The sequence below is a fragment of the Gordonia sp. IEGM753 genome, assembly GCF_050321825.1.
In the GTDB taxonomy this organism is placed as follows: domain Bacteria; phylum Pseudomonadota; class Gammaproteobacteria; order Pseudomonadales; family Pseudomonadaceae; genus Aquipseudomonas.
The window spans coordinates 461774-486231 of sequence record NZ_JBNQGB010000001.1 but is presented as its reverse complement, the minus strand read 5'-3'; the positions used below and the strand labels follow the sequence as shown (position 1 = coordinate 486231).

Below are 24458 nucleotides of genomic sequence, written 5' to 3'. Positions count from 1 at the left end.
CGGAGCCGCTCAAAAAAGCCGGTTGAGGCCATCGTACGCCGCTACTCGATAGGCTTCAGCCATGGTCGGGTAGTTGAACGTGGTGTTCACAAAGTACTTCAAGGTATTGAGCTCGCCCGGCTGGCTCATGATTGCCTGGCCGATGTGCACAATCTCCGACGCCTGATAACCGAAGCAGTGCACGCCCAGCACTTCCAGGGTTTCGCGGTGGAACAGGATTTTCAGCATGCCTTGGGGCTCGCCGGCAATCTGCGCACGCGCCATGCTCTTGAAGAACGCCTTGCCCACTTCGTACGGCACCTTGGCCTGAGTCAACTCTTGCTCGTTCTTGCCAATCGAGCTGATCTCCGGAATGGTGTAGATGCCGGTCGGCACATCGTTGACGAAGCGCCAGCTGCCGTTATCGACAATGCTGCCGGCCGCCGAGCGACCCTGGTCGTGAGCCGCACTGGCCAGGCTCGGCCAGCCGATAACGTCACCGGCGCCATAGATGTTCGTTACGCCGGTGCGATAATTCTCGTCGACTTCGATCTGGCCACGGCTGTTGACCTTCACGCCGATATTTTCCAGACCCAACTGATCGGTGTTACCGGTCCGCCCGTTGCACCAGAGCAAGGCATCAGCCTTGATCTTCTTGCCGGACTTGAGGTGCAGGATCACACCGTTGTCGACGCCTTCGACACGATCGTAATCTTCGTTGTGCCGAACCGTGATGTTGTTGTTGCTGAAGTGGTAGCTCAACGCCTGGGAAATTTCCGAGTCGAGGAAGCTCAACAGCTGACCACGGTTATCCACCAGTTCAACCAATACGCCCAGACCGCTGAAGATCGACGCGTATTCGCAACCGATCACGCCGGCGCCGTAAACAATGAGTTTGCGCGGGGTGTGGCCGAGGCTGAGGATGGTGTCGCTATCGTAGATACGCGGGTGATGAAAATCGATGTCCGCCGGGCGATACGGGCGCGAACCGGTGGCGATGATGATGTGCTTGGCCACCAGTTTTTCGACGACACCGTTGGCGCAGACCACTTCAATGGTTTGCTCGTCGGCGAAGCTGCCGGTGCCGAAAAACACGTCGACGCGGTTACGGGCGTAGTAGCCGGTGCGCGATGCGACTTGTTTGGAGATGACTTTTTCAGCGCTTTTCAGCACGTCCGGAAACGAAAACCAGCGCGGCTCACCAATCGCCCGGAACATTGGGTTGGTGTTGAACTGCATGATCTGCCGGACAGAGTGACGCAGTGCCTTTGACGGGATGGTGCCCAAGTGGGTGCAGTTGCCGCCGACCTGGCGACGGCTATCGACCATCGCCACCTTGCGTCCTGCTTTGGCGGCGTTCATTGCCGCGCCTTCTCCCGCCGGGCCGGAACCCAGCACCACCACGTCGTAGTTGTAGACAGCCATGCGTACTCCTCAGAACAGGCCGCGGCGCCCTCGGCACCTGCGGCTAAATCACGCCGATCTGCGGCGTGAAGGAACAATTTGGGGTCAGTGCAGAACCCGGACACAGTCTATAGAAGCGTCAACGCCGCGCACATTAACCCTTGGTCGCGTCGTAGGCTACTTTTGCCTGCACTACAACGCCAGTTTTCAATACACAAATCACCGCATTCATTTGGTTTTTGCAGCGCTGAGGCGCTCAAAAGCCTGATTGGCGCGTGTGACAAAACCTGTATCGGCACGCATTACAAAGAATGCACCAATGCCGTGTTTTTCGGCGTAATCCCAACCGCGCTCCGGGCCCAGAATCAACAGTAGCGTCGATAAGCCATCAGCCATCAACGTCGAAGGATCAATGACCGTGACCGATGCCAGTGTGTGGTTGATCGGCGCACCGGTGCGTGCATCGAACGTATGGGAGTAACGCCGGCCGCCCTGTTCGAAATAATTGCGGTAGTCGCCCGACGTTGAAACGCCGTAGCCGTCGACCTCAATCACTCGCTCGGCCACTTGCTGATCGTCGCGCGGCTCTTCCAGCGCAATACGCCATGGCGAACCATCGAGTTTTTTCCCGGCAGCCTTCAGTTCTCCAGTGGCTTCGGCGAGGTAGTTGTGGATGCCCATCGCTTCAAGTTTTGCGGCAATCGTGTCAACCGTGTAGCCAGCGGCGATGCTGTTGAAATCGACTTCGACGGCGGCGTCCTTGCACAACTGCTCGCCTTCGATGCGCAGATGGGCGTGACCGACGCGTTTCATCGTTTCGGCCAACGCTGGCGCTGTCGGTACTTTTTCTTCACGCGCCTGAGGGCCAAAACCCCATAAATCAAGCAACGGTTCGACCGTCAGGTCGTAGGCCCCTTCACTTTGCAACGACAGTTGTTCGCCGACACGGACCAGTTCGAGGATCGACGCGGGCATTGTCTGGCAGCTGTTGGCAGGCAAGTCATTGAAACGCTCGATGTCTGAGTCATTGCGGTAGGTAGACATTTGCCGGTCGACCTCGGCCAGGATCTTCTCAACGACGACTTTTACCTCCTCAGGCCCGGCCAGACCCTTGGATCTCAGGTACTTGATCGAATACGTACTGCCCATGGTCGGCCCACCGAAGCTCTCCATGGAGTCGCCGTTGCCGCACCCGGCCAAAGCAACAAACAACAGTGATAGGACGGCTGCCCTTTTCAACACGCTCACTCTCCCGACAATCCCCTGGCACAGCGCCGGGGCCGGCCATTATGCGACACAACCGTAGAAGTCATTCACTTCGGGCAGTGTTTGCGGGCGGCTAATGGATTAAACGTTTAAGCAGCGGGCCAAGTAATTGTTGCCTACTCTTACTCATACACATATCGTTACAAAACTGTTCGGTGCGTGCCTGCATGCCTGAGGCCGACAGCGAGGAAGCGTCAAAACCAGGGATTCCAATAAGATAGCCAAAGTGAGTACGTACAAATGTCCTCGAATACGGGCAAAGGCAAAGCGATTTTTCGCGTTGTCAGCGGCAACTTTCTCGAGATGTTCGACTTCATGGTCTACGGCTTCTACGCCACGGCCATTGCCAAGACTTTCTTCCCTGCAGACAGCGCTTTCGCATCCTTGATGTTATCGCTGGCGACTTTCGGCGCTGGCTTCCTGATGCGTCCGTTGGGGGCGATTTTCCTCGGTGCCTACATCGACCGTCACGGTCGCCGTAAGGGTTTGATCATCACCCTCGCCATGATGGCTGCCGGCACCGTGCTGATCGCCTGCGTGCCCGGTTACGCCACATTGGGCGTGGCGGCGCCGCTGATCGTGCTGTTCGGTCGCCTGCTGCAAGGCTTCTCGGCGGGCGTGGAATTGGGTGGTGTGTCGGTGTATCTGGCAGAAATCTCCACGCCGGGTCGCAAGGGTTTCTTCGTCAGCTGGCAGTCCGCCAGCCAGCAAGCGGCAGTGGTTTTCGCCGGCCTGCTGGGGGTTGGCTTGAACCACTGGCTGAGCCCGGAACAAATGGGTGATTGGGGCTGGCGCGTGCCGTTCCTGATCGGTTGCATGATCGTGCCGGTGATTTTCGTGATTCGTCGCTCGCTGGAAGAAACACCGGAATTCCAGGCGCGCAAACATCGCCCAACCCTGCAGGAAATCGTCCGTTCGATTGGTCAGAACTTCGGCATTGTGATCGCCGGCATGGCACTGGTCGTGATGACCACCGTGTCGTTCTACCTGATCACGGCCTACACGCCGACGTTCGGCAAAGCCGAACTGCACTTGTCGGATCTGGATGCATTGCTGGTCACGGTGTGCATCGGCTTGTCCAACTTCTTCTGGCTGCCGGTGATGGGCGCGTTTTCCGACAAGGTCGGACGTAAACCCCTGCTGTTGGCGGCGACCATTCTGGCGATTCTCACCGCTTACCCTGCCCTGTCGTGGCTGGTGGCGAACCCCAGCTTCAGTCATTTGCTGATTGTCGAGTTATGGCTGTCGTTCCTGTACGGCTCGTACAACGGCGCAATGGTCGTGGCGCTGACCGAGATTATGCCGGTCGAAGTTCGTACAACCGGTTTTTCCCTGGCCTACAGCCTGGCGACCGCAACCTTCGGTGGTTTTACACCGGCAGCGTGCACCTACTTGATTCACGTACTGGACAACAAAGCTGCGCCGGGGATCTGGCTCAGCGGTGCAGCGGTTATGGGTTTGATCGCAACGCTGGTGTTGTTCCGTGGCAACAAGCATGAGTTGCGTACGGCCCAGGCTGCAATCGCCAGCGGCGGCGCCAGATAGACCGCATCGCTGGCAAACCAGCTCTTGCAAGGGATTACCTGAACCCTGTAAGAGCTGGCCCGCCAGCGATGAGGCCTGAACAGATAGCCGATATCTAACGCCCCGCCACCTTCAATGTCCGACTCCATCCTCCGCCGAGTGCCTTGTACAACGTCACCTGATTAATCTCCCGCGCCAGCTCCATCTGCGCCCATTTCTGCTGCGCATCAAACAGCGAACGCTGCGCGTCCATCGTCGAAAAATAGCTGTCCATTCCGGCCTCGAACCGTAGGCGAGACTGGCGATAAGCTTCCTGATAATCCCCCACCAGTTTTTTCTGGAACTCCACCTGAGTCAGCATTTCCTGGCGCGCATTCAATGCATCCGCGGCCTCGCGAAAGGCGTTCTGCACCGTGGCCTCATACGCGGCCGCCCGACCGTCAAACCGTGCATGGCTTGCGTCCACCTGCGCGCGCCGCGCGCCGCCATCAATCAATGGCAACGATCCCGCCAATGCGACCGACCAAAACTCCGCCGGGCCACTGAGCAATCGGGAAAAATCGCCCGTCAGGCTGCCCAACGCAGAGGTCAGGGAAAAGGTCGGGAAATAAGCGCTGCGAGCAGCGCCGATGTCGGCGTTCGCCGCACGCAACAGTGCCTCGGCCGACATGATGTCCGGGCGACGCTCAACCAGCGACGAAGGCAAGCCTGCCGGTACGTCCAGCGTTGCCAACTGCTCACCCAAGACCCCGGTCGGCAACAATCCCACCGGAACAGGCTGCCCGACCAAAACCCGCAGCGCATTCATGTTCTGCGCCACTTGCATACGATACGTATTGACTTGCACCGCCGCCGTGTTGGTTTGCGCGTCCGCCTGGTGCACGTCGATTCGCGCACTGGACCCGAGGTTGAAACTTTTGCGCAGCAGCTGTCCGTAACGGTCCTGGGATTGATAGGTATTTTGCGCCAGGTCCAGCAGATTCTGATTGGCCTTAAGGCTCAACCAGGTGCTGGCGACTTCTCCGATCAACGTCAGCCGCGCCGTCTGATAATCCGCTTCCGACGCCTCAAAACGTGCTCCTGCAGCGTTACGCTGGCTGCGAATACGGCCAAAAAAATCCAGCTCGTAGGAGGTAAAACCGCCCGTAGCCTGAAAGGTGTTGGCGATGCTGCCCGCACTGTCGCCGCCGTTTGGCGTTCGCACCAGCGGCGGTAACTTGCTGCGCCCGGCGTAGGTATCAATGCCGATAGTGGGAAACAGCCCGGACTGCGCACTGTCATACCCGGCTCGCGCCTCTTCAACCCCGGCCGCGAACTGACGCAGGCTACGGTTGTTGGCCAACGCCATTTCGATCAGTTGACGCAAGCGGTCATCCACCACAAAACCGCGCCAGTCCTGGTCGAACGCCTGCTTGCCAACGCAGCAATCTCCCGCCGTGTTCGCCGGCCACTGCTGATCGATCGGCGCATCGGGTTTTTCATAGGTCGGCTCCAGCGAGCAGGCGCTGAGCAGTAACAAAGACATGATGCATGAGGTCGATAAGCAACTGTTCATGGCGCGCACCTAAAAACGTTGGCCGAGCAAAGCTCGCAAGGGAGAAAGAAGCGTCGACCGCACGCCGCCGCGTGAAGCGTTGATTGAAGGCAGCGGCTGTTTTCGCGAACGAACCATGACCGGCCGCCAATCGGGTAGCGGGACGTAGGAAGGTGTCTTGCCGGGTGCAGGCAAACGCGGCGCCGAACTCTTTTCGCCCAGCAATGAACGCCGCAGCAATGTGCCGAATGCCAGCGCAGGCTCGGCCTTGCTGACCACGTTAATCGTCGCGTCACTGAACAGCCGTGCGATCAGTGCGCGACGCATCGGTTCATCGAGGTCGACAAACCTCAAGCCCAATTGATCATCACCATGATTTCGCATGACTTCGACTTCAAGCCAGCCGAGCCGGTCGATCCATAATTGACCGCACAGCCCAGGCTTGATCAGCGAGGCGAACGCGCAACGCAGGGACGTGCCACTGAGCGAAATATCCACCAACCGCCCCGGCAGGACTTTGCCGCCAAAGCGAAACCCCGTGGGTTTGTCGAACGGGAAACGTTCTTCGCCGTGCAAACGCGGGCGGTCGACACACGCCACCAGTGTGGCCAAGTTGTAGATCAGCGCGACCACGGTCCAGCACAGGTTGAACAGCATGTTGCCGTCAAACGCTGCGGCGGTGCTGATCGCAACATAGGCGCCGATCTGCGAAAACAGGGTCAAGCCGAAAAAGAACCCGAACAGCTTCCAGTGGACCATCGTTTTTGTGCGGTCGAGTCCCTTGGCGGTGACTTTGAACGGGCGACCGAACGGCCGGATCATCGCACTGGCAATGGTCGCAGTAACCGCCAGTGATGCCACGATCTGCGTCACTTCGGTGAAAATCGGCAGCGTTCGGCGGTCAGTGACCCACGTGCCATATCCCCAGAAAGCAATCAGCGCCGGCATGCCGAACGCCAGAAAGTCCATTGGCTTGGCGTAGAACCCGGCGATGCCGAAATACCAGTACAACACCGGTGACACCAGCATCATCAAAATGAAGGGCTTGGAAAACCAGTGCATCAAACCGTGGAGATAGTGCAACCGGTCGTTCAGCGTGTAGCCACCGCCGCGCAGCGGTCCATCCTTGAGCAATGCCACTTGAATGGTGCCCAGGCACCAACGGCCGCGCTGATTGATGTACTCGGTCAACCCCTCGGCGGACAAACCAATCGACAAGCGCTCATTCAACCAGCGAGTAACGTAGCCTTTTTGCAACAAGCGGTACGTGGTGTAGATGTCCTCGCAGACAGAGCCTGTCGGAAAGCCGCCGATTTCGTTGATCAGATCGCGCCGCACCACGAAGGAAGTACCGACACAAAACGCCGCATCCCAGCCATCCTTTGCCGGCTGAAACACGTCGAAGAACACCCGTTGCTCATCCACCCAGCAGTCAGAAGTGCCGAGATTGTGCTGAATCGGATCGGGGTTGTAGTAGAACTGCGGCGTTTGCACCAGACCGACCTTGGGGTCTTCAAACAAGCCCAGCGTGCGCATCAGAATCGGTTGCTGCGGCGCGAAATCGGCGTCCAGTACCAGAATGTACGGGGCGTTACTGCCGGCCGCCGAATGACGCAAACCATTGTTCAGGTTGCCTGCCTTGGCATGGGCGTTATCCGGCCTCGTTGCGTATTGCACGCCCACTTCGGCGCAGTAATCACGCAACCACTCGCGCCGCGTATCGTCGAGCACCCAGATAGTGAAGTTCGGATAATCGATGGCCTGGGCAGAAATGATGGTTTTTTCGAGGATGTCCAAACCTTCGTTGTACGTCGCGATGAACACATCCACCGCCGGCACACTGCTGCCTTGGGCGCGCAACCGTTGTTCCCCCGCATCCGCTTCCTGGCTGTGATCCGAGCGAAAAAGCATGACCACGATGGAGAACAATGTGTAACCAATCGCCATCATCTCGAAAAACAAAAACGCATACGCCCACACCGTGGCAAAGCCTGAATGGCCGTCAGGCAATGTGTCGCGAATTCGCCAGGCTGCGTAGTTGATCAGCAACAACGCTGTCACAGCACCGAAACCGGCACGTGCAGCCCATTGATTGCGGCGAGTGAGGCAGGTGAACAAGATCACCGCCGCCAGCGTCCAGAAATTGATTTGCAGCAGTTGCAGCGAGTCCAGTGCCTGCATGTCAGTCAGCCTCTAGCGAACCGGTAAAGGGATTGACGCCGGTGGCAGCAATCGCCGCCCACGCCGTGGCGCCCAAGTGAGGCAGGTGGTAGTAGAAAAAATCGTTGGTGACCGAGTCCGGGCCTATGGCCAACCCGGTACTGATGCGCGCTGCGGGGGTTGCGAACAGCCAACCGTTGCCAGCCTCTTGAGCGAGCAACACGCTCCACAGCGGCTGCGCCTTGTCACTCAAACCGCTGAGCTGTGCGACGGCCGCCGCTTGGGCCGTGCCTTCGGTCCACAAACCATCCGGGTCACGATTGAAGCCGTAGCCATCGCCCGCCCGGTGCGCGTGGTCAATAAAGGCAAACACCCGACGCCAATCCTTCGGCGGATCGTGCAAGGCAATCAACGGCCAGATCTGCGCATCCAGCCCTGAGCGCACACGGTCAGACGTTTGACCATCGGCCCCGGTGCCGATCAGAAACCGCCCTTCCCCGGCATCCCACTGGCTTGAAACAAATTGCCGGGCGATCTGCGCTTGCTGCGCCGAGCCTTGATCGGGCGCCACCGCATCCAGCGCAGTCCAAGCGGCCGCCAGGTCGACGTTATGCTCGGTGGACTTCCAGTTTTGCTGGACCTGTTTCTCAAAGTAGCCGTAATAGCCACCACTGAATCCCGCTGGAGACTGCGCGTCGTAGGTGTTTTTCTGCGACCACTGCAGGGCTTTTCGTGCGGCTTCAAGGTAGGCATTTTCACCGCTTTGGCGATACGCCTCGAGCAACGCCAGCGCGGCCCAGGCCTGATTACCGGTAGCGCTGCTGACTTGATAAGCGTCCTGGTTCCAGGCGTTGCGCTCGAGACTCCAATAGCCCGGCAGTTTCATTGAAGGAGCACCGACCGGGCCGGCGGCATACGCATTGCGCAAGCGCCCGTCCTGATACTCGGGGTCGTGGTTCGTGGCGAAGGCCAGCGCATCGGCAATCCGCCGCGCCGACTCGGTTTTGCCACAGGCAAACAAGGCAATGCTGGCCAAGGCGTTATCGTAGGTAAAGGCCACACCGCGCAACGCCAGAATCGGTGCAGGCTGGCCGTTGAACGGCGGATAACTGGCCACCAACACTGGGCCGGCCGGCTGCGAGGCCACCGCTCGATCCAGTGCGGCGCAGGTCATTGCCGCCAGTTGCGGCCGGGCTTGCGCGGCAATGGCACATGCTCCACTCGCGAAAAGAATAACGCCGACGACACCTCGCAACACGTTATTCATGCCGCGAGACCTCGGCGCTGGCCCACAAGCCCGGGTTACAGGTCATCGCCCGCTGGCTGTCAGTGAGGTCGGCGGCAAAGGTGCCCACCACGTACACCGAGTTTTGCTCGGCATAAGGGAATGGCACGCTGTAAGTGTTGGCACGCATTTCTGAAGCGCTGGATAACAGTTGCACCACATTGGCTTTGAGCGGTTCATCGAGGCCGCGAATTTTTACCGTGAGCACACTGTCGCGGTCGATCTTGCTGGCCATGCGTTCAGGGAACACCGCAATGACGTAGCTCTGACCGCAATCGGTCGCGCGCAGCAGCGTCGACCCGGCCTGCACCAGCGTGCCCTGTGGCGCCAGCAACTCCTGCACAGTGCCAGGTGAGAAAGCCACGACGTCATACCCGGCCATTAGCTTGACCCGGTTTTGCTCGGTTTCAATCAGATGATCAAGGTTGTCGAGTTCCCGTTGATAGGTCGCCCGATTGCGCGCCTGATTCTCCAGGCTGAGCTTAACCGTGGTCATTTGTGCACTGAGGTCGAACATGCGCAACTGATCGGGATCGAGGTAAACCTGTTTGTTGGCGGCACTGACATCGCCGTCATTGATCCGCAATTGCGAACGCACCGATTCTGCCGCCCCCTGCAAGGAGGCCAGTTGAGCCTTGGAAGAGGCGACAACCGCGCCACTCACCGCGCCCTGGGTGAACAGCTCGAGATTACGCTCGACCGTTTCCTGAGCATCCATCAACCGTGCACTGGCTGCGCTGCTCTCGGCTTTAAGGGCTTTTTGAGTGAAGAGCTGGCGGGTGTGAAACGCGGTTTGATACAGCTCACTGGTCTTTTCCAGTGCTTCGTAATACTGCTGATCGTGCTCTGCCTGGCTGGCCGATGACGACAGCTGTTGCTCCAGGGTCAAGCGGCGCGTTTGCAGGGTCAGCAGCGTTTCCTGATTGGCGCGGGGGTTTTCCACAACAGCGATTTTCTGACCCCGGACAAACGTTGCCCCGGGCTTGACCTCCAGTGAACTCACCACGCCATCGATCGGCGTCGTCAGCAATATCACCGGCGCGTTCAAAATGGCCCGCGTGGCAGAGGCCGACACCAAGGGCATCAGCAGTGTCGACAGCAACAACCAAATAATAAAACCCAGAACACCCAGACCGACCAGACGTGGTAACAGCGACAACAACTTCGAGCGTTCTTCAGCCATGTTCGACTCTCCCGATAAACCAACCGCGCAAAGTCAGGCAATAGCAGACCGTGACCACTGGACACTTCTCGGCAGGGTAAGCAAAACAAAATAGATGACTGGACGACAACTAAGTCGACGCTGGTTTACTTAGATTTATTAGGGTGTGAGCAGGAGTAGATTCCTGTCTTTTTGGGAAGTTGCTGTAGAGCATGGTGGCGGTGAAACTAACAAAACCCGAGGCAGAGCGGGCGCTGTCATTGGCGACACTAGATACAGCGCTTTTAAGTGTCAAGTACTGGCCCCAAACAATAAAATGACGTCAAATATGTAACGCGCACTATATTGGATCCGAGTCAACTAACTTATCGTCATCGAGCGACAACTCTTTATTTTTAATGAAAGTTTTTATTTTCACTAAACACGGGAACTTTCTCGCCACTGATTAATGAGTCTTTAACTTCAACTTTACAGACAAAAAAAATATAAGCGATACAAACAAAAACGCCCCGGCCAATGCCGGGGCGTTTTCAACTGCAGCTAACGCTTAGCGCGGGAACGCTGGCGGGTTTACCCCGGCCATGTCTTCCATCACGCGAACGACCTGGCAGCTGTAACCGAACTCGTTGTCGTACCAAACGTACAGCACAACGCGGTTATCCTGGGTGATCGTTGCTTCAGCATCGACGACGCCTGCGTGGCGTGAACCCACGAAGTCGGTCGATACCACTTCCTGCGAATTGACGTAGTCGATTTGCTTATGCAGATCGGAGTGCAGCGCCATGTAACGCAGGTACTCGTTCATTTCTTCACGGGTAGCCGCTTTCTCAAGGTTCAGGTTGAGAATGGCCATCGACACGTTAGGCGTTGGAACGCGGATCGCGTTACCGGTCAACTTGCCAGCCAGTTCAGGCAGTGCCTTGGCAGCAGCAGTGGCAGCACCGGTCTCGGTGATAACCATGTTCAGCGCGGCGCTACGGCCACGGCGATCGCCTTTGTGGAAGTTGTCGATCAGGTTCTGGTCGTTGGTGTACGAGTGAACGGTTTCAACGTGACCGTTAACAATACCGAACTTGTCATTGACTGCTTTCAGCACCGGCACGATGGCGTTGGTGGTGCAGGAAGCGGCCGAGATGATCTTGTCGTCAGCGGTGATTTCGCCGTGGTTGATGCCGTGAACGATGTTCTTCAGCTTGCCTTTGCCAGGTGCTGTCAGCACAACACGGTCGATACCCGGGCAAGCCAGGTGCTGGCCCAGGCCATCGGCGTCACGCCATACACCGGTGTTGTCCACCAGCAGCGCGTCTTTGATGCCGTACTGGGTGTAATCCACTTCAGTCGGGTTCTTCGCGTAGATAACCTGGATCAGGTTGCCGTTGGCGGTGATGGTGTTGTTTTCTTCATCAATGGTGATGGTGCCGTTGAAGGAACCATGAACCGAATCGCGACGCAGCAGGCTGGCGCGCTTGACCAAGTCGTTCTCGGCACCTTTGCGGACAACGATGGCGCGCAGACGCAGGCCGTCGCCACCACCGGTTTTCTCGATCAGGATGCGTGCCAGCAGACGGCCGATACGACCGAAGCCGTACAGTACAACGTCGGTGCCTTTGCGCGCCTTGGCGTTTTGCTGGCCAACAACGTCAGCCATCTCTTCACGGACGAACTGCTCGGCAGTACGGCCGTTGCCGTCGTTACGGAATTTGAAGGCCAGCTTGCCCAAGTCTACCGAAGCCGCGCCGAGCTTGAGCTCGCTCATGGCTTTAAGCAGAGGGAATGTTTCGTGGACGGAGAGTTCGCTGTCGTCGGTTGAACGGTGGCGAGCAAAGCGGTGAGCTTTGAGAATCGCGATGACAGACTGGTTGATCAGGCTGCGGCCATAGATCGAGCTCACCACGTTGTTATTGCGGTAAAGCTGACCGATAAGCGGAATCATCGCTTCTGCGAGTGCTTCACGGTCGATCCATTCACCAAGACACTGGTCGGGCTTCTGAGTCACGGGAACCTTCCACATGTAGGGGCAGAAAAAAGGGGCTACATTATGCCGCCGAGTGCTTCGCGTAGCAATGCGCGCCTGTCGTGCGACAGGTAACAAATTCGTCCTCAAAAAAATAACGACCCGCTGAAGCCCAATAAAACCGTGGCCTGCAGCACAGTCACTTTTTTGGAGACAACGCTGTCTTGTCCGTAACCCTCCGTAACACGGGTTGGTTTTGCCACTACATTTCCGCGATTTTTCAACAAAAAACCGGTAGTTTTTGTCTTTACCACTACATTTCGCCAAACCGCGTAATAGACGCAGTCTGCAACTGACAGCCGGCACCCGAGGCCGCTACAATTACCGACTTTGTCGCAACGCTTGGAGCTCAACCTTCCGTGCCCGTTCTGCGTCTACCGCTTCTCCCTGCCGCGGCAGGTAAACAGCATTGGGGCAATTTGCCCGGTGCTGCCCTCAGCCTCGCGATTGCCGAAGCTGCCAGCGCTGCCAAGCGCTTCACCCTGTTGCTGACCGCCGACAGCCAAAGTGCCGAGCGACTGGAACAGGAACTGAGTTTCTTCGCCCCGGATTTGCCCGTGTTGCATTTCCCGGACTGGGAAACCCTGCCCTACGACCTGTTCTCGCCGCACCAGGACATCATCTCCCAGCGCATCGCCGCCCTCTATCGGTTGCCCGAGCTGAGCCATGGCGTGTTGGTGGTACCGATTACCACCGCACTGCATCGCCTGGCACCGACCAAGTTCCTGCTCGGCAGCAGCCTGGTGCTGGATGTTGGCCAGAAGCTTGACGTCGAACACATGCGCACCCGGCTCGAAGCCAGTGGTTATCGCTATGTCGACACGGTGTATGAGCATGGCGAATTCACCGTGCGTGGCGCGCTGATCGATCTGTTCCCGATGGGCAGCAAACTGCCGTTTCGCATCGACCTGTTCGATGACGAAATCGAAACCCTGCGCACCTTCGACCCGGAAACCCAGCGTTCAATCGACAAAGTCGACACCGTTCGCTTGCTGCCGGCTCGTGAGTTCCCGTTGCAAAAAGACGCAGTCACGCGCTTCAAGGCACGCTTTCGCGAGCGCTTCGATGTCGACTTCCGCCGCTGCCCGATCTTCCAGGACTTAAGCAGCGGGATTACACCGGCCGGTATCGAGTACTACTTGCCACTGTTCTTCGACGAAACCTCGACGCTGTTCGATTATCTGCCGCAGGACACGCAAGTGTTTTCACTGCCGGGCATCGAACAAGCCGCAGAAAACTTCTGGAACGACGTGCGTAATCGCTATGAAGAGCGCCGCGTCGATCCCGCCCGTCCTTTATTACCACCCGCAGAATTGTTCCTGCCGGTCGAAGACTGCTTCGCGCGTTTGAAAAACTGGCCGCGCGTGGTCGCCAGCCAACAAGATGTAGAAACCGGTGTCGGCCGCGAGCGCTTCCCGGCACGTGAACTGCCTGACCTCGCCATTGAAGCCAAAGCCACTCAACCGTTGGCGGCGCTGGCCGGTTTCCTCGACGAATTCCCCGGCCGCGTGCTGTTTACCGCCGAATCCGCAGGCCGTCGCGAAGTGCTGCTGGAACTGCTCGAACGCCTGAAGCTGCGGCCGAAAACCGTGGACAGCTGGCCGGATTTTGTCGCCAGCAAGGAGCGGCTGGCGATCACCATCGCCCCGCTCGACGAAGGCCTGGTCATTGACGACCCTGCTTTGGCGCTGGTCGCCGAAAGCCCGCTGTTCGGTCAACGCGTGATGCAGCGTCGGCGCCGTGAAAAACGCACCGACGCCAATAACGATGCGGTGATCAAAAACCTCACCGAGCTGCGCGAAGGCGCGCCGGTGGTGCACATCGATCACGGTGTGGGGCGCTACCTCGGACTGGCAACACTTGAAATCGACGATCAGGCCGCCGAGTTCCTGACCCTGCAATATGCCGAGGGCGCCAAGCTTTACGTGCCGGTGGCCAACCTGCACCTGATCGCCCGCTACACCGGCAGCGACGACGCCCTGGCGCCGCTGCACCGCTTGGGTTCGGAAACCTGGCAGAAAGCCAAGCGCAAAGCCGCCGAACAAGTGCGCGACGTGGCCGCCGAGTTGCTCGACATCTATGCCCGCCGCGCTGCCCGCGAAGGCCATGCCTTTGCCGATCCGAAAGCCGATTACGCGACCTTCAGCGCCGGTTTCCCTTTCGAGGAGACCCCGGACCAGCAAACCACCATAGAAGCGGTGCGCGCCGACATGCTCGCCCCCAAACCGATGGACCGACTGGTCTGTGGCGATGTGGGCTTCGGCAAAACCGAGGTGGCGATGCGCGCCGCGTTCATCGCCGTGCATGGCGGACGCCAGGTAGCGATTCTGGTGCCGACAACCCTGCTCGCCCAGCAGCACTACAACAGTTTTCGCGACCGCTTCGCCGATTGGCCAGTGAGCGTTGAAGTGATGAGCCGCTTCAAGTCGGCCAAGGAAGTAAACGCCGCCATAGCGGACTTGGCAGAAGGCAAGATCGACATCGTCATCGGCACTCACAAACTGCTCTCCGATGACGTAAAAATCAAAAACCTCGGGCTGGTGATCATCGACGAAGAGCACCGTTTTGGTGTGCGCCAGAAGGAACAGCTCAAGGCGCTGCGCAGCGAAGTCGACATCCTCACCCTGACCGCAACACCCATCCCGCGCACGCTGAACATGGCGGTGTCGGGCATGCGCGACCTGTCGATCATCGCCACGCCACCGGCTCGTCGCCTGTCGGTACGGACCTTCGTCATGGAGCAAAACAAAAGCACGGTCAAAGAGGCCTTGCTGCGTGAGTTGCTGCGCGGCGGTCAGGTTTATTACCTGCACAACGACGTGAAGACCATCGAAAAATGCGCCGCCGACCTCGCGGAACTGGTGCCGGAAGCACGAATCGGCATCGGCCATGGCCAGATGCGTGAACGTGATCTTGAACAGGTAATGAGCGACTTCTACCACAAGCGCTTCAACGTGCTGATTGCCTCGACCATCATCGAGACCGGCATCGACGTGCCAAGCGCCAACACCATCATCATCGAGCGTGCCGACAAATTCGGCCTGGCGCAGTTGCACCAGTTGCGTGGTCGTGTCGGTCGCAGTCACCACCAGGCCTACGCCTACTTGCTGACACCACCGCGCCAGCAAATTACCCCGGACGCGGAAAAACGCCTGGAAGCGATCGCCAACACCCAAGACCTGGGGGCCGGTTTTGTACTCGCCACCAATGACCTGGAAATCCGCGGCGCCGGCGAATTGCTGGGCGACGGCCAGAGCGGCCAGATTCAGGCCGTGGGTTTCACGCTGTACATGGAGATGCTCGAGCGCGCGGTGAAGTCGATCCGCAAGGGTGAACAACCGAACCTCGACCAACCCTTGGGTGGCGGCCCGGAAGTCAATTTACGGGTGCCTGCGCTAATCCCCGAAGCCTATCTGCCGGATGTTCATGCGCGACTGATTCTGTACAAGCGCATTGCCTCGGCCACCGACGAAGAAGGCCTCAAGGATTTGCAGGTCGAGATGATCGACCGTTTCGGGTTATTGCCGGAGCCGACCAAAAACCTGATGCGCATCACGGCGCTGAAATTGCAGGCTGAACTGCTGGGCATCAAGAAAATTGACGGCGGCCCGCAAGGTGGGCGTATAGAGTTCGCGGCGCAAACCCCGGTCGATCCCTTGACGCTGATCAAACTGATTCAAGGCCAGCCCAAACGCTACAAATTCGAAGGCGCGACGATGTTTAAATTCATGGTGCCCATGGAGCGCCCGGAAGAGCGCTTTAATACAGTAGAGGCGCTGCTTGAGTGCCTCATTCCGAAAACTGCTTGAAGGACGCCGAATGCGCCTGTTTCGCTCACTGACCTTGTTGATGACCCTGGTTGCTCCCACGGCGTTCGCCGCTGACCTTTATCAAGTTGAAATGATTCTGGTCCGCCAAAACGCCGTGCCCGCCATTGTCAGCCGCGCCGCGCCGGAAGACTGGGCCGCCGGCGCGCAGCGCATCAGCCCCGACAGCTTGCGTACGCCGAGCCTGAATGGCGAAGTGGAAAAACTCACCGCCAGCGCCGATTACACGGTGTTGCTACACAAGGCCTGGCAACAAAGCCTTGATGAAGAGCCCAGCAAAATAGCGATCAGCGACGGTGCTGAACAGTATGGACAATTCCCTATCGAGGGCACTTTGAACCTGAAACTGGGGCGTTTTACCGACGTCGACGCCGATTTCTGGGTCAACCAGATCGACAGTAATGGTCTGGTGACCGCCAGCGAACGCCTGAAGCAGGAAAGCCACACCAAGAACGGCCAGTTGAACTTCCTCGACAACGGCCATCTCGGCCTCTTGATCAAGATCACGTCACTGACTGCTCCCGCACCTCGACCCGCCCCTGAAGAAATTCCGGACTGATAAGTCCTATGTCCCCGACCCTGAGCAAACCCCTGGCACCTTCCTGGGTCAGCCGTTTTAAAGAACAGAGCCTGGAGCGCGGCCGTCGCTACGCGCTGGAAAACCGCGTCAGGATTGTCGAGGCCGGCGACGCCACCATCGTCGCCGCCTGCGAAGGTTCTGGCGGTAACGTTTATCGTCAGACCATCCGCTTGCGTGAGTCTGCAAAAGCCACATTGCTGATGGTCGATGCCAGTTGCACGTGCCCGGTCCACAGCAACTGCAAACACTGCGCCGCCGTGCTGCTGAAAGTGCAGGAAACCCTGGCATATCCCGCTGCCGCACAAGATGCCGAATTGCTCGAAAAACTTCAGGCCGTACTCGAAAATCGCAGCCCGAAAGCGCCACCACAAGTGCTGGTAGATAACGTGCAACCCGTGCCGCGGCTATGGCTGGCGAGCATTGAGTTCAGCGCCTTCGAACCCCGCAACGGCAAAATGCAGCGCTACATTCAGCATCGCGCGGCGCTGTCCTTCAGCTACCTGGACGAATACGTCAGCGGGCAAAAAAATGCCGACGTGATGATCCGTCAGGAAGCCCAGACACTGCGCATAAAACGCCACCCGGAAGTGGAACAGGCTTACCGGGAGCAATTGCGCATCCTTGGATTCAAAATCGCGACCCGACAAAGCAAGGCATTGCCGGAAAGTGCCGGTGAGCTGTTCGAGATGGTCAACGACAGCGCCTGGCTGACCTTCACCCTCAATGAACTGCCGAAGCTGCGCGCTCAGGGTTGGGAGTTGCAGATTGATGAGGAATTCGGTTTCGACCTGACCGCCGTGGACGACTGGTACGCCACCGTCGAGCAAGTCCCGGAACGGGATTGGTTCGACCTGGAGCTGGGGATCATCGTCAACGGCGAGCGGCTGAGCCTGCTGCCCATTCTGTTGAACCTGATGCGCTCGCACACGGAAATCCTCAACCCGGAACGCCTCGCCCGCCGTCGCGATGACGAGTTGATTCTGGTAAACATTCCCAATCGTCCGAATTCCGAATACGGTCCGTTGCAAGTCGCCCTGCCCTTCGGCCGCTTGAAGCCGGTGCTCGCAACGCTGGGTGAGTTTTATCTGCAAGGACCTGGTGAAACCACGCTACGCCTGAGCAAGGCTGATGCTACACGCCTGAATCCACTGGAAGGCATGCCGATGCTTTGGGAGGGCGGCGAGCAGATCCGCACCTTTGCCCAGCGCCTGCGTGACATCAAGGACTTTACCGCGACGGCACCGGAAGGCTTGAATGCGACGTTGCGTCCTTATCAGCTGGAAGGCTTGAGCTGGATGCAGTCACTGCGGCAGTTGGAGGTCGGCGGAATTCTCGCGGATGACATGGGACTGGGCAAAACCCTACAAACCCTGGCGCATATTCTTAGCGAGAAAATCGCCGGGCGTCTTGATCGCCCTTCTATGGTGGTGATGCCCACCAGCCTGATCCCGAACTGGCTCGATGAAGCGGCGCACTTCACGCCGCAACTCAAAGTGCTGGCCTTGTACGGTGCCAGCCGTAAAAAGCATTTCGAGCATCTGGCCGATTACGATTTGATCCTCACCACTTATGCGCTGCTACCCAAGGATGTCGAACGCCTGGCCGCGCAGCCGTTGCACGTTTTGGTGCTGGATGAAGCGCAATACATCAAGAACCCGAACAGCAAAGCCGCCCAAGCTGCCCGTGAACTGAACGCCCGGCAGCGTCTGTGCCTGAGCGGTACACCACTGGAAAACCACTTGGGTGAGCTGTGGTCACTGTTTCATTTCCTGCTGCCTGGCTGGCTGGGTGACGTTAAAAGCTTTAACCGCGATTACCGCGTGCCGATAGAAAAGCGCGCCAGCGACGTCCGGCTTCAGCACTTGAACGGTCGGATTAAACCATTCCTGCTACGCCGAACCAAAGAGCAGGTGGCGACAGAGTTACCGCCCAAAACCGAGATCATCCACTGGGTGGAACTCAACGAAGCGCAACGCGATGTGTATGAAACCATGCGCCTGGCGATGGACAAGAAAGTCCGCGACGAGATCACCCGCAAGGGCGTGGCGCGCAGCCAGATCATCATTCTCGAAGCGTTACTAAAGCTGCGTCAGGTGTGCTGCGATTTGCGCCTGGTCAATGACGCCACCCTGCCGACTCGCGGCAGCACCTCAGGCAAACTCGACAGCCTGATGGAAATGCTTGAAGAGTTGTTTGAGGAAGGACGACGGATTCTGCTGTTCTCGCAGTTCACCTCAATGCTGGCGCTGATCGAAGAAGAGTTGAAAAAACGTGGCATCGAGTACGCTCTACTGACTGGCCAAACCCGTGATCGGCGCGCACCAGTGAAAGACTTCCAGAGCGGCAAGCGACAGATATTTCTGATCAGTTTGAAAGCGGGCGGTGTCGGCCTGAACCTGACCGAAGCGGATACGGTGATCCACTACGACCCGTGGTGGAACCCGGCGACTGAAAACCAGGCGACCGACCGCGCCTATCGAATTGGCCAGGAAAAACCGGTATTCGTCTACAAGTTGATTGCTCGGGGCACGGTTGAAGAGAAGATTCAGCATCTGCAGAAAGAGAAGTCCGACCTGGCGGCCGGTGTGCTTGATGGACGCAAGACCGGAGACTGGAAGTTGCAGAGCGATGATATCGAGGCGCTGTTTTCACCGTTACCGGACAAGCTGGAAAAACGCTGAAATCCTCGGTGCCGGACAGACCGCCCTTGCGAGCAAGCCCGGTCCCACATACGATCTTCTGTGATGACGCAACTTGCGTATGAGACAGGCCAAATGCGGGAGCGGGCTTGCTCGCGAAAGGGTCGACTCGGAGTACTGCCTGACTCAGCCCTTAAGCACCCGCGCCAACGTCGACTTCACCTTGCCCATCCCGTCATGCAGTGCCTGCTCGATTTCGGCCATGGTGATGATCGCCGTCGACTTGCCCGCCGCCGGGTTCACCACCAGTGACAGACAGGCGTAGTCCAGCTCCAGCTCACGTGCCAATGCGGCTTCGGGCATGCCGGTCATGCCGACGATGTCGCAACCGTCTCGCTCAAGGCGTGCAATCTCTGCGACAGTCTCCAGCCGTGGCCCCTGCGTGCAGGCGTAAACGCCTTGGTCGCTATAGGCAACGCCTTCAGCCGCCAGCGCTGCAATTAATTGCTGCCGCAAAGGCTCACTGTAGGGAAAGCTGAAATCGATGTGCGTAACCTGCTCCAGGTCATCGGCAAAATAGGTGTGCTGGCGACCGCTGGTGTAGTCGATCAGTTGATGCGGCACACAGAAGTGGCCGGTTCCCATCGCAGCATGAATCCCACCCACGGCGTTAACCGCAATAATTGCTTCAGCACCGGCCTGCTTCAGCGCCCAGAGGTTGGCGCGATAGTTGACCTGATGCGGCGGGAAACGATGCGGATGACCATGGCGCGCGAGAAACAAGACTTCCTTGCCAGCGTACTCACCAACCTGCACCTCGCACGAAGGTGCGCCGTAAGGAGTATCCACCGCCAGAGACTGCCGAATGCTCAAGCCTTCGAGCTGGGTCAGGCCAGTGCCACCGATAATCGCGTAAACCGTCATAACGTGCAGTCCTTATTCAATCAGTTGAGCATCTTTGAGCGCGCCAATGGCCGTCAACCAGCGCGGATCCTGGCGGTATTCGATACTGGCGTACGCCTTGCCACGCATCCGCGCAATACGCTCGGACGGCGTGACCTTCAGTCGCTGAGCAGCACTCAATGCCAACTCGGCAGCCGCGCGGTCATTGCACACCAGGCCCATGTCGCAACCGGCCGTCAGCGCAGCTTCGATACGGCTGGCGGCATCGCCAACCACGTGTGCGCCAGCCATGGACAGGTCATCACTGAAGATCACCCCGTCGAACTGCAGTTCACCGCGCAGGATGTCCTGTAACCAGCGACGCGAGAATCCGGCGGGTTGCGAATCGACCTGTGGGTAAATAACGTGCGCCGGCATCACAGCGGCCAATTGCTTGCTCAATCTGGCAAACGGGACCAGATCATTGGCGCGGATTTCATCAAGGCTGCGCTCGTCATTGGGAATCGCAACATGGGAGTCTGCCTCCGCCCAGCCGTGGCCTGGGAAGTGCTTGCCAGTGGCGGCCATGCCGGCAGCGTTCATTCCGCGAATGAATGCACCGGCGAGCAGCGCGGCACGCTCCGGGTCACCTTCAAAGGCGCGCGTACCGACGACCGCGCTACGTTGGTAGTCCAGATCCAGCACCGGAGCGAAACTCAAATCGAGGCCGACGGCCAGCACTTCGGTCGCCATGATCCAGCCACATTGCTCGGCGAGATATTCGGCGTTCGGGTTATCGGCGATGGCGCGCATGGCCGGTAGCCGAACGAAACCCTGACGCAATCGCTGCACCCGGCCTCCTTCCTGATCCACAGCCAGCAACAGATCGGGGCGAACCGCGCGAATCGCAGCGCTGAGTTCACGTACCTGACGCGGGTGTTCAATGTTGCGGGCAAATATGATCAGGCCGCCCACTTCAGGTTGGCGCAGCAACTGGCGATCTTCAGCCGTCAGCCAAGTACCGGCGACGTCCACCATCAACGAGCCTTGCAGGCCAGCAGTCATAGAGATTCCTTGATTACGATAAACCCGACTCGCACGAATTCACCGCCAAGGGCGATGCCCGGCGGGTCGGCAATATAAATGGGAAACGGGTTCAGAACGAGAGTCGGCATGGGCGGCTAGCTTAGCGGATGTAAGCTGCCGCGCCCACCCGTGTGCGGTCAAACCTTGGCGGCAACCGACGTTGATTTACTGCGCGGACGCAGTTGCGCGTTGACCATGTCTGCATCGGTAACACCGGTTTCGGCACGCATGCCAGCGGCCAGGAACGGCACCATCAAACGCATCACCTGCTCGATCGAGGTGTTGACGCCGAAATCGGTTTCGGCAATCGCACGCAACGCCTTGATACCGGACATGCTGAATGCCGCCGCGCCCAGCATGAAGTGCACGCGCCAGAACAATTCTATCGGCGGAATACGCGGGGCAGCTTCGTTGACCAGCAACATATAGCGGCGGAACACCTTGCCGTACATGTCTTCCAGATAACGACGCAAGTGGCCTTGGCTTTGACTGAACGCCAACCCGAGCAAACGCATGAAAATGGACAGGTCGTTGCCGCTGCGTGGCTGCACCACCAAGGCTTGTTCGACAAGAATTTCGAGCAGTTCTTCGAGTGTCGGTTTGTTGTCGGGCTTGGCCTGCCGCCGCTCGAGCTCTTTATCAAGGCTCAAGCAGAAAGGTCCAAGAAAACGCGAGAAGACCGCTTGAATCAGCGCCTTTTTCGATCCGAAGTGATAGTTCACCGCCGCCAGATTGACCCCGGCCTTGCTGGTGATCAGACGCAACGAGGTTTCAGCGAAACCTTTTTCCGCGAACAACTGCTCGGCAGCATCAAGGATGCGTTCAACGGTTTCCGACTGGGCCATGGCAACTCCGCCTGACAAACACTTGTTTGAAACATACGTTTCAGTTTATGTATTGTCAAGCCTGGCAGTTCGTTTTTGGAATGCCCGGTCAGCTATTTAAGCATACAACCATAACGCGGCAAAAAGCGGTGTGATTGACCGTCCAGCGGTACGAAAAAAAAGGGGCATTGCCAAGAGCGTTCCACTGTATATAATCCCAGTCACTGTATAAAAAGACAGAGCGATCAATATGCTAAAGCTGACGCCACGCCAAGCAGAGATTCTGGCCTTCATCAAACGCTGCCTAGAAGACAACGGCTACCCACCGACCCGCGCGGAAATCGCTCAGGAACTGGGTTTCAAATCGCCCAACGCGGCGGAAGAGCACCTCAAGGCCCTGGCCCGCAAGGGTGCGATTGAAATGACTCCCGGTGCATCCCGCGGTATTCGCATCCCGGGCTTTGAAGCCAAAGCGGACGACTCAACGTTACCGATCATTGGTCGAGTGGCTGCCGGTGCGCCCATCCTGGCCCAGCAGCACATCGAAGAGTCATGCAACATCAACCCGGCCTTCTTCCATCCACGCGCCGATTACCTGTTGCGCGTTCATGGAATGAGCATGAAGGACGTCGGCATTTTCGACGGTGACCTGCTGGCAGTCCATACCACTCGCGAGGCCCGCAATGGCCAGATCGTGGTGGCACGAATCGGCGACGAGGTGACCGTCAAGCGCTTCCAGCGCGACGGCAGCAAAGTCTGGTTGATTGCCGAAAACCCTGAATTCGCCCCTATCGAAGTGAACCTGAAAGATCAGGAACTGGTGATTGAAGGCTTGAGTGTTGGCGTCATTCGCCGCTAAAGGAGGCTTTATGCAGTTCCCACACACATCACAGCAAGCACAACTGCCGTTGTTCGAGGCGTTCATGGTGCAACCCTTGGCGCCGATCCTGAACGATGTGGTCGAGTCGCCCTGGAGCGCCGAACCGGAAGTCTTCAGCGAATTGTCACTGCGTGGTGCGGCCGGGAATTGTCTGAACCTGTTGGCGCCGATTCTCAGGGAGCTGAGCCAGGACCAGGATGCGCGCTGGCTCACACTGATTGCTCCACCTGCCAGCCTGACCCAAACCTGGCTGCGCGATGCCGGCCTGAACCGTGAACGCATTCTGTTGCTACAACCGCGTGGCGCACAGAGCGCACAACAACTGACCTGCGAGGCCTTGCGCCTGGGCCGCAGCCACACCGTCGTTAGCTGGCTTAATCCCCTGAGCGCAACCTCGCGGCAACAGTTGATCAGCGCCGCCCGTATCGGGGACGCACAAAGCCTGAATATTCGATTGGGTTAAACGATGATTGCGCTGGGCTTCTCTAATGATAGAGAAGCCGATCTTGTAGCAGTGTCAGCAGAAAGCGACGAGCGGGATTAATGCAAAACCCGTGAACTATCATCAGTCGTTAATTCGCCTTCAACCAATCGTCCCGCCATCTGAACACCAACGCTCAACATCGCCTTGGCGACCTCAACGTGCTGGCCTTGCAGGAACGCTTTGGCATCCTCGGAGAAATCCAAAGTAACCAGAGAACCTTCGTCCTCGGCCCTGCGCAGCTCGATACGGCCGTCTGGTAACTCGACAATTTCTAGAAAGGACGTTGGCATAAAGGTCTGTTCTCCACGAAAGGCGGGGATTATATAGGCATCGGCCGGGCTTCGCTCAGTAACTTGACCAGTAGCGCTATTAATCGCGCTACTGGCTACCGGCCGATCAGCACTCGCTCAAGCCTTCGCGAAACCGAAGCGCCAGGCCTTTCAGGTTCTGACGCCAGCTCTCCAGTTCCGCCCGGCTCAACTCTTCAGGTGCGTGCTCTTCATCCAGGTTAACGGCCAGGATGAGCGGCTGAGTCACGTCGCCTTTGGGTTTGTGCGGCGCGCGCGGCGGTTGAAACAGTGCAGCATGGGCCGCCAACAATTTGGCCAGCCAGGTTTCGCGGTTTTGCGCCAGCTCAACCATCTCGGCCATTTCTGGAATAGCGATCGCTTCCAGCACTTCACGTGTCAGCAACATCTCGGCGCGAGGTGCATTGGCCTGTGGCAAGCGATAGAAACCTGCAATTTCATGGCACAGCCCCAGCAAGGCGCCGTAAAGATGAAACAACGCCGATTCTCGTCCAGCCTGAATCAGCGCCAGTGAGTTCATCGCCCGCCCCTCTTCCGCTTTGACCAACGCTTCCAGCGCCAGCCCGGCGAAATATATCTTCTGATTGGTACGGGTATAAAGTTCGTGGGCCATGACGGCA

18 protein-coding genes are annotated in these 24458 nt (G+C 58.2%); 6 read left to right on the top strand and 12 right to left on the bottom strand.

The annotated features are described in order from the left end of the window. Nucleotides 1–9 precede the first annotated feature (9 nt). On the bottom strand, nt 10–1404 hold the full coding sequence (gene sthA, locus ACQR3R_RS02150) for a Si-specific NAD(P)(+) transhydrogenase (protein ID WP_428270281.1): 1395 nt from the start codon (nt 1402–1404) through the stop codon (nt 10–12). A gap of 207 nt (nt 1405–1611) precedes the next feature. Next, nucleotides 1612–2625, bottom strand: a complete 1014-nt coding sequence (locus ACQR3R_RS02145; RefSeq protein WP_428270279.1) for an FAD:protein FMN transferase — start codon at nt 2623–2625, stop codon at nt 1612–1614. Between the two features lie 264 nt (nt 2626–2889). Here ACQR3R_RS02145 and ACQR3R_RS02140 point away from each other — a divergent pair, with 264 nt between their 5' ends. Next, nucleotides 2890–4194, top strand: coding sequence for a tricarballylate/proton symporter TcuC (locus tag ACQR3R_RS02140; RefSeq protein ID WP_428270278.1), 1305 nt, complete (start codon nt 2890–2892; stop codon nt 4192–4194). Between the two features lie 94 nt (nt 4195–4288). Here the strand turns inward: ACQR3R_RS02140 and ACQR3R_RS02135 are convergent, their stop codons facing one another. The 5 genes from ACQR3R_RS02135 to ACQR3R_RS02115 all read right to left on the bottom strand — a co-directional run bounded on the left by ACQR3R_RS02135 (nt 4289) and on the right by ACQR3R_RS02115 (nt 12310). After that, the gene (locus ACQR3R_RS02135; protein ID WP_428270276.1) at nt 4289–5728 is read right to left on the bottom strand and encodes an efflux transporter outer membrane subunit; all 1440 of its coding nucleotides are present in this window, start codon (nt 5726–5728) and stop codon (nt 4289–4291) included. 9 nt (nt 5729–5737) lie between these two features. Beyond that, nucleotides 5738–7888, bottom strand: coding sequence for a glycosyltransferase family 2 protein (locus tag ACQR3R_RS02130; protein WP_428270274.1), 2151 nt, complete (start codon nt 7886–7888; stop codon nt 5738–5740). Between the two features lies 1 nt (nt 7889). Further along, the gene (locus ACQR3R_RS02125) at nt 7890–9134 is read right to left on the bottom strand and encodes a hypothetical protein (RefSeq protein WP_428270273.1); all 1245 of its coding nucleotides are present in this window, start codon (nt 9132–9134) and stop codon (nt 7890–7892) included. Next, on the bottom strand, nt 9127–10335 hold the full coding sequence (locus tag ACQR3R_RS02120) for an HlyD family secretion protein (RefSeq protein ID WP_428270271.1): 1209 nt from the start codon (nt 10333–10335) through the stop codon (nt 9127–9129). Before ACQR3R_RS02120 ends, ACQR3R_RS02125 begins: the two co-directional genes overlap by 8 nt. 526 nt (nt 10336–10861) lie before the next feature. Continuing rightward, nucleotides 10862–12310, bottom strand: a complete 1449-nt coding sequence (locus tag ACQR3R_RS02115; protein ID WP_428270270.1) for a glyceraldehyde-3-phosphate dehydrogenase — start codon at nt 12308–12310, stop codon at nt 10862–10864. A 377-nt stretch (nt 12311–12687) separates the two neighbouring features. Here ACQR3R_RS02115 and mfd point away from each other — a divergent pair, with 377 nt between their 5' ends. Genes mfd through ACQR3R_RS02100 form a run of 3 tightly spaced genes read left to right on the top strand, consistent with a single transcriptional unit; the run spans nt 12688 to nt 19416 of the window. After that, complete coding sequence (mfd, locus tag ACQR3R_RS02110) at nt 12688–16137, top strand: transcription-repair coupling factor (RefSeq protein ID WP_428270268.1); 3450 nt, start codon at nt 12688–12690, stop codon at nt 16135–16137. A 10-nt stretch (nt 16138–16147) separates the two neighbouring features. Continuing rightward, complete coding sequence (locus tag ACQR3R_RS02105) at nt 16148–16714, top strand: CsiV family protein (RefSeq protein WP_428270266.1); 567 nt, start codon at nt 16148–16150, stop codon at nt 16712–16714. Nucleotides 16715–16722: 8 nt separating this feature from the next. Beyond that, a complete protein-coding gene (locus ACQR3R_RS02100; RefSeq protein WP_428270265.1) occupies nt 16723–19416 on the top strand; it encodes an SNF2-related protein in 2694 nt (897 codons plus the stop codon). 144 nt (nt 19417–19560) lie between these two features. Here the strand turns inward: ACQR3R_RS02100 and ACQR3R_RS02095 are convergent, their stop codons facing one another. The 3 genes from ACQR3R_RS02095 to ACQR3R_RS02085 form a co-directional block, all read right to left on the bottom strand. Further along, complete coding sequence (locus tag ACQR3R_RS02095; protein ID WP_428270264.1) at nt 19561–20298, bottom strand: S-methyl-5'-thioinosine phosphorylase; 738 nt, start codon at nt 20296–20298, stop codon at nt 19561–19563. 12 nt (nt 20299–20310) lie between these two features. Beyond that, nucleotides 20311–21321, bottom strand: coding sequence for a beta-N-acetylhexosaminidase (gene nagZ, locus ACQR3R_RS02090; RefSeq protein WP_428270263.1), 1011 nt, complete (start codon nt 21319–21321; stop codon nt 20311–20313). A gap of 158 nt (nt 21322–21479) precedes the next feature. Beyond that, a complete protein-coding gene (locus tag ACQR3R_RS02085) occupies nt 21480–22187 on the bottom strand; it encodes a TetR family transcriptional regulator (RefSeq protein WP_428270262.1) in 708 nt (235 codons plus the stop codon). Nucleotides 22188–22416: 229 nt separating this feature from the next. Here ACQR3R_RS02085 and lexA point away from each other — a divergent pair, with 229 nt between their 5' ends. Further along, a complete protein-coding gene (lexA, locus tag ACQR3R_RS02080) occupies nt 22417–23025 on the top strand; it encodes a transcriptional repressor LexA (protein ID WP_428270261.1) in 609 nt (202 codons plus the stop codon). 10 nt (nt 23026–23035) lie between these two features. Next, nucleotides 23036–23509: an SOS-induced cell division inhibitor SulA gene (gene sulA, locus ACQR3R_RS02075; RefSeq protein WP_428270260.1), complete on the top strand. Its 474-nt coding sequence runs from the start codon at nt 23036–23038 to the stop codon at nt 23507–23509. A gap of 77 nt (nt 23510–23586) precedes the next feature. Here the strand turns inward: sulA and ACQR3R_RS02070 are convergent, their stop codons facing one another. Together ACQR3R_RS02070 and ACQR3R_RS02065 are read right to left on the bottom strand one after the other, a co-directional pair. Then, nucleotides 23587–23820, bottom strand: a complete 234-nt coding sequence (locus tag ACQR3R_RS02070; protein ID WP_428270259.1) for a hypothetical protein — start codon at nt 23818–23820, stop codon at nt 23587–23589. Nucleotides 23821–23926: 106 nt separating this feature from the next. Next, nucleotides 23927–24451, bottom strand: a complete 525-nt coding sequence (locus ACQR3R_RS02065; protein ID WP_428270258.1) for a DUF6586 family protein — start codon at nt 24449–24451, stop codon at nt 23927–23929. Between the last annotated feature and the right edge of the window lie 7 nt (nt 24452–24458).

Excerpts from the sequence above, each read along its gene's own strand:
- ACQR3R_RS02125 (WP_428270273.1), bottom strand. The coding sequence starts at position 9,134 with ATGAATAACGTGTTGCGAGGTGTCGTCGGCGTTATTCTTTTCGCGAGT.
- sulA (WP_428270260.1), top strand. The coding sequence starts at position 23,036 with ATGCAGTTCCCACACACATCACAGCAAGCACAACTGCCGTTGTTCGAG.
- sthA (WP_428270281.1), bottom strand. The coding sequence starts at position 1,404 with ATGGCTGTCTACAACTACGACGTGGTGGTGCTGGGTTCCGGCCCGGCG.
- ACQR3R_RS02100 (WP_428270265.1), top strand. The coding sequence starts at position 16,723 with ATGTCCCCGACCCTGAGCAAACCCCTGGCACCTTCCTGGGTCAGCCGT.
- ACQR3R_RS02085 (WP_428270262.1), bottom strand. The coding sequence starts at position 22,187 with ATGGCCCAGTCGGAAACCGTTGAACGCATCCTTGATGCTGCCGAGCAG.
- ACQR3R_RS02065 (WP_428270258.1), bottom strand. The coding sequence starts at position 24,451 with ATGGCCCACGAACTTTATACCCGTACCAATCAGAAGATATATTTCGCC.
- ACQR3R_RS02130 (WP_428270274.1), bottom strand. The coding sequence starts at position 7,888 with ATGCAGGCACTGGACTCGCTGCAACTGCTGCAAATCAATTTCTGGACG.
- ACQR3R_RS02140 (WP_428270278.1), top strand. The coding sequence starts at position 2,890 with ATGTCCTCGAATACGGGCAAAGGCAAAGCGATTTTTCGCGTTGTCAGC.
- ACQR3R_RS02070 (WP_428270259.1), bottom strand. The coding sequence starts at position 23,820 with ATGCCAACGTCCTTTCTAGAAATTGTCGAGTTACCAGACGGCCGTATC.
- lexA (WP_428270261.1), top strand. The coding sequence starts at position 22,417 with ATGCTAAAGCTGACGCCACGCCAAGCAGAGATTCTGGCCTTCATCAAA.
- ACQR3R_RS02095 (WP_428270264.1), bottom strand. The coding sequence starts at position 20,298 with ATGACGGTTTACGCGATTATCGGTGGCACTGGCCTGACCCAGCTCGAA.
- nagZ (WP_428270263.1), bottom strand. The coding sequence starts at position 21,321 with ATGACTGCTGGCCTGCAAGGCTCGTTGATGGTGGACGTCGCCGGTACT.
- ACQR3R_RS02120 (WP_428270271.1), bottom strand. The coding sequence starts at position 10,335 with ATGGCTGAAGAACGCTCGAAGTTGTTGTCGCTGTTACCACGTCTGGTC.
- ACQR3R_RS02105 (WP_428270266.1), top strand. The coding sequence starts at position 16,148 with ATGCGCCTGTTTCGCTCACTGACCTTGTTGATGACCCTGGTTGCTCCC.
- ACQR3R_RS02135 (WP_428270276.1), bottom strand. The coding sequence starts at position 5,728 with ATGAACAGTTGCTTATCGACCTCATGCATCATGTCTTTGTTACTGCTC.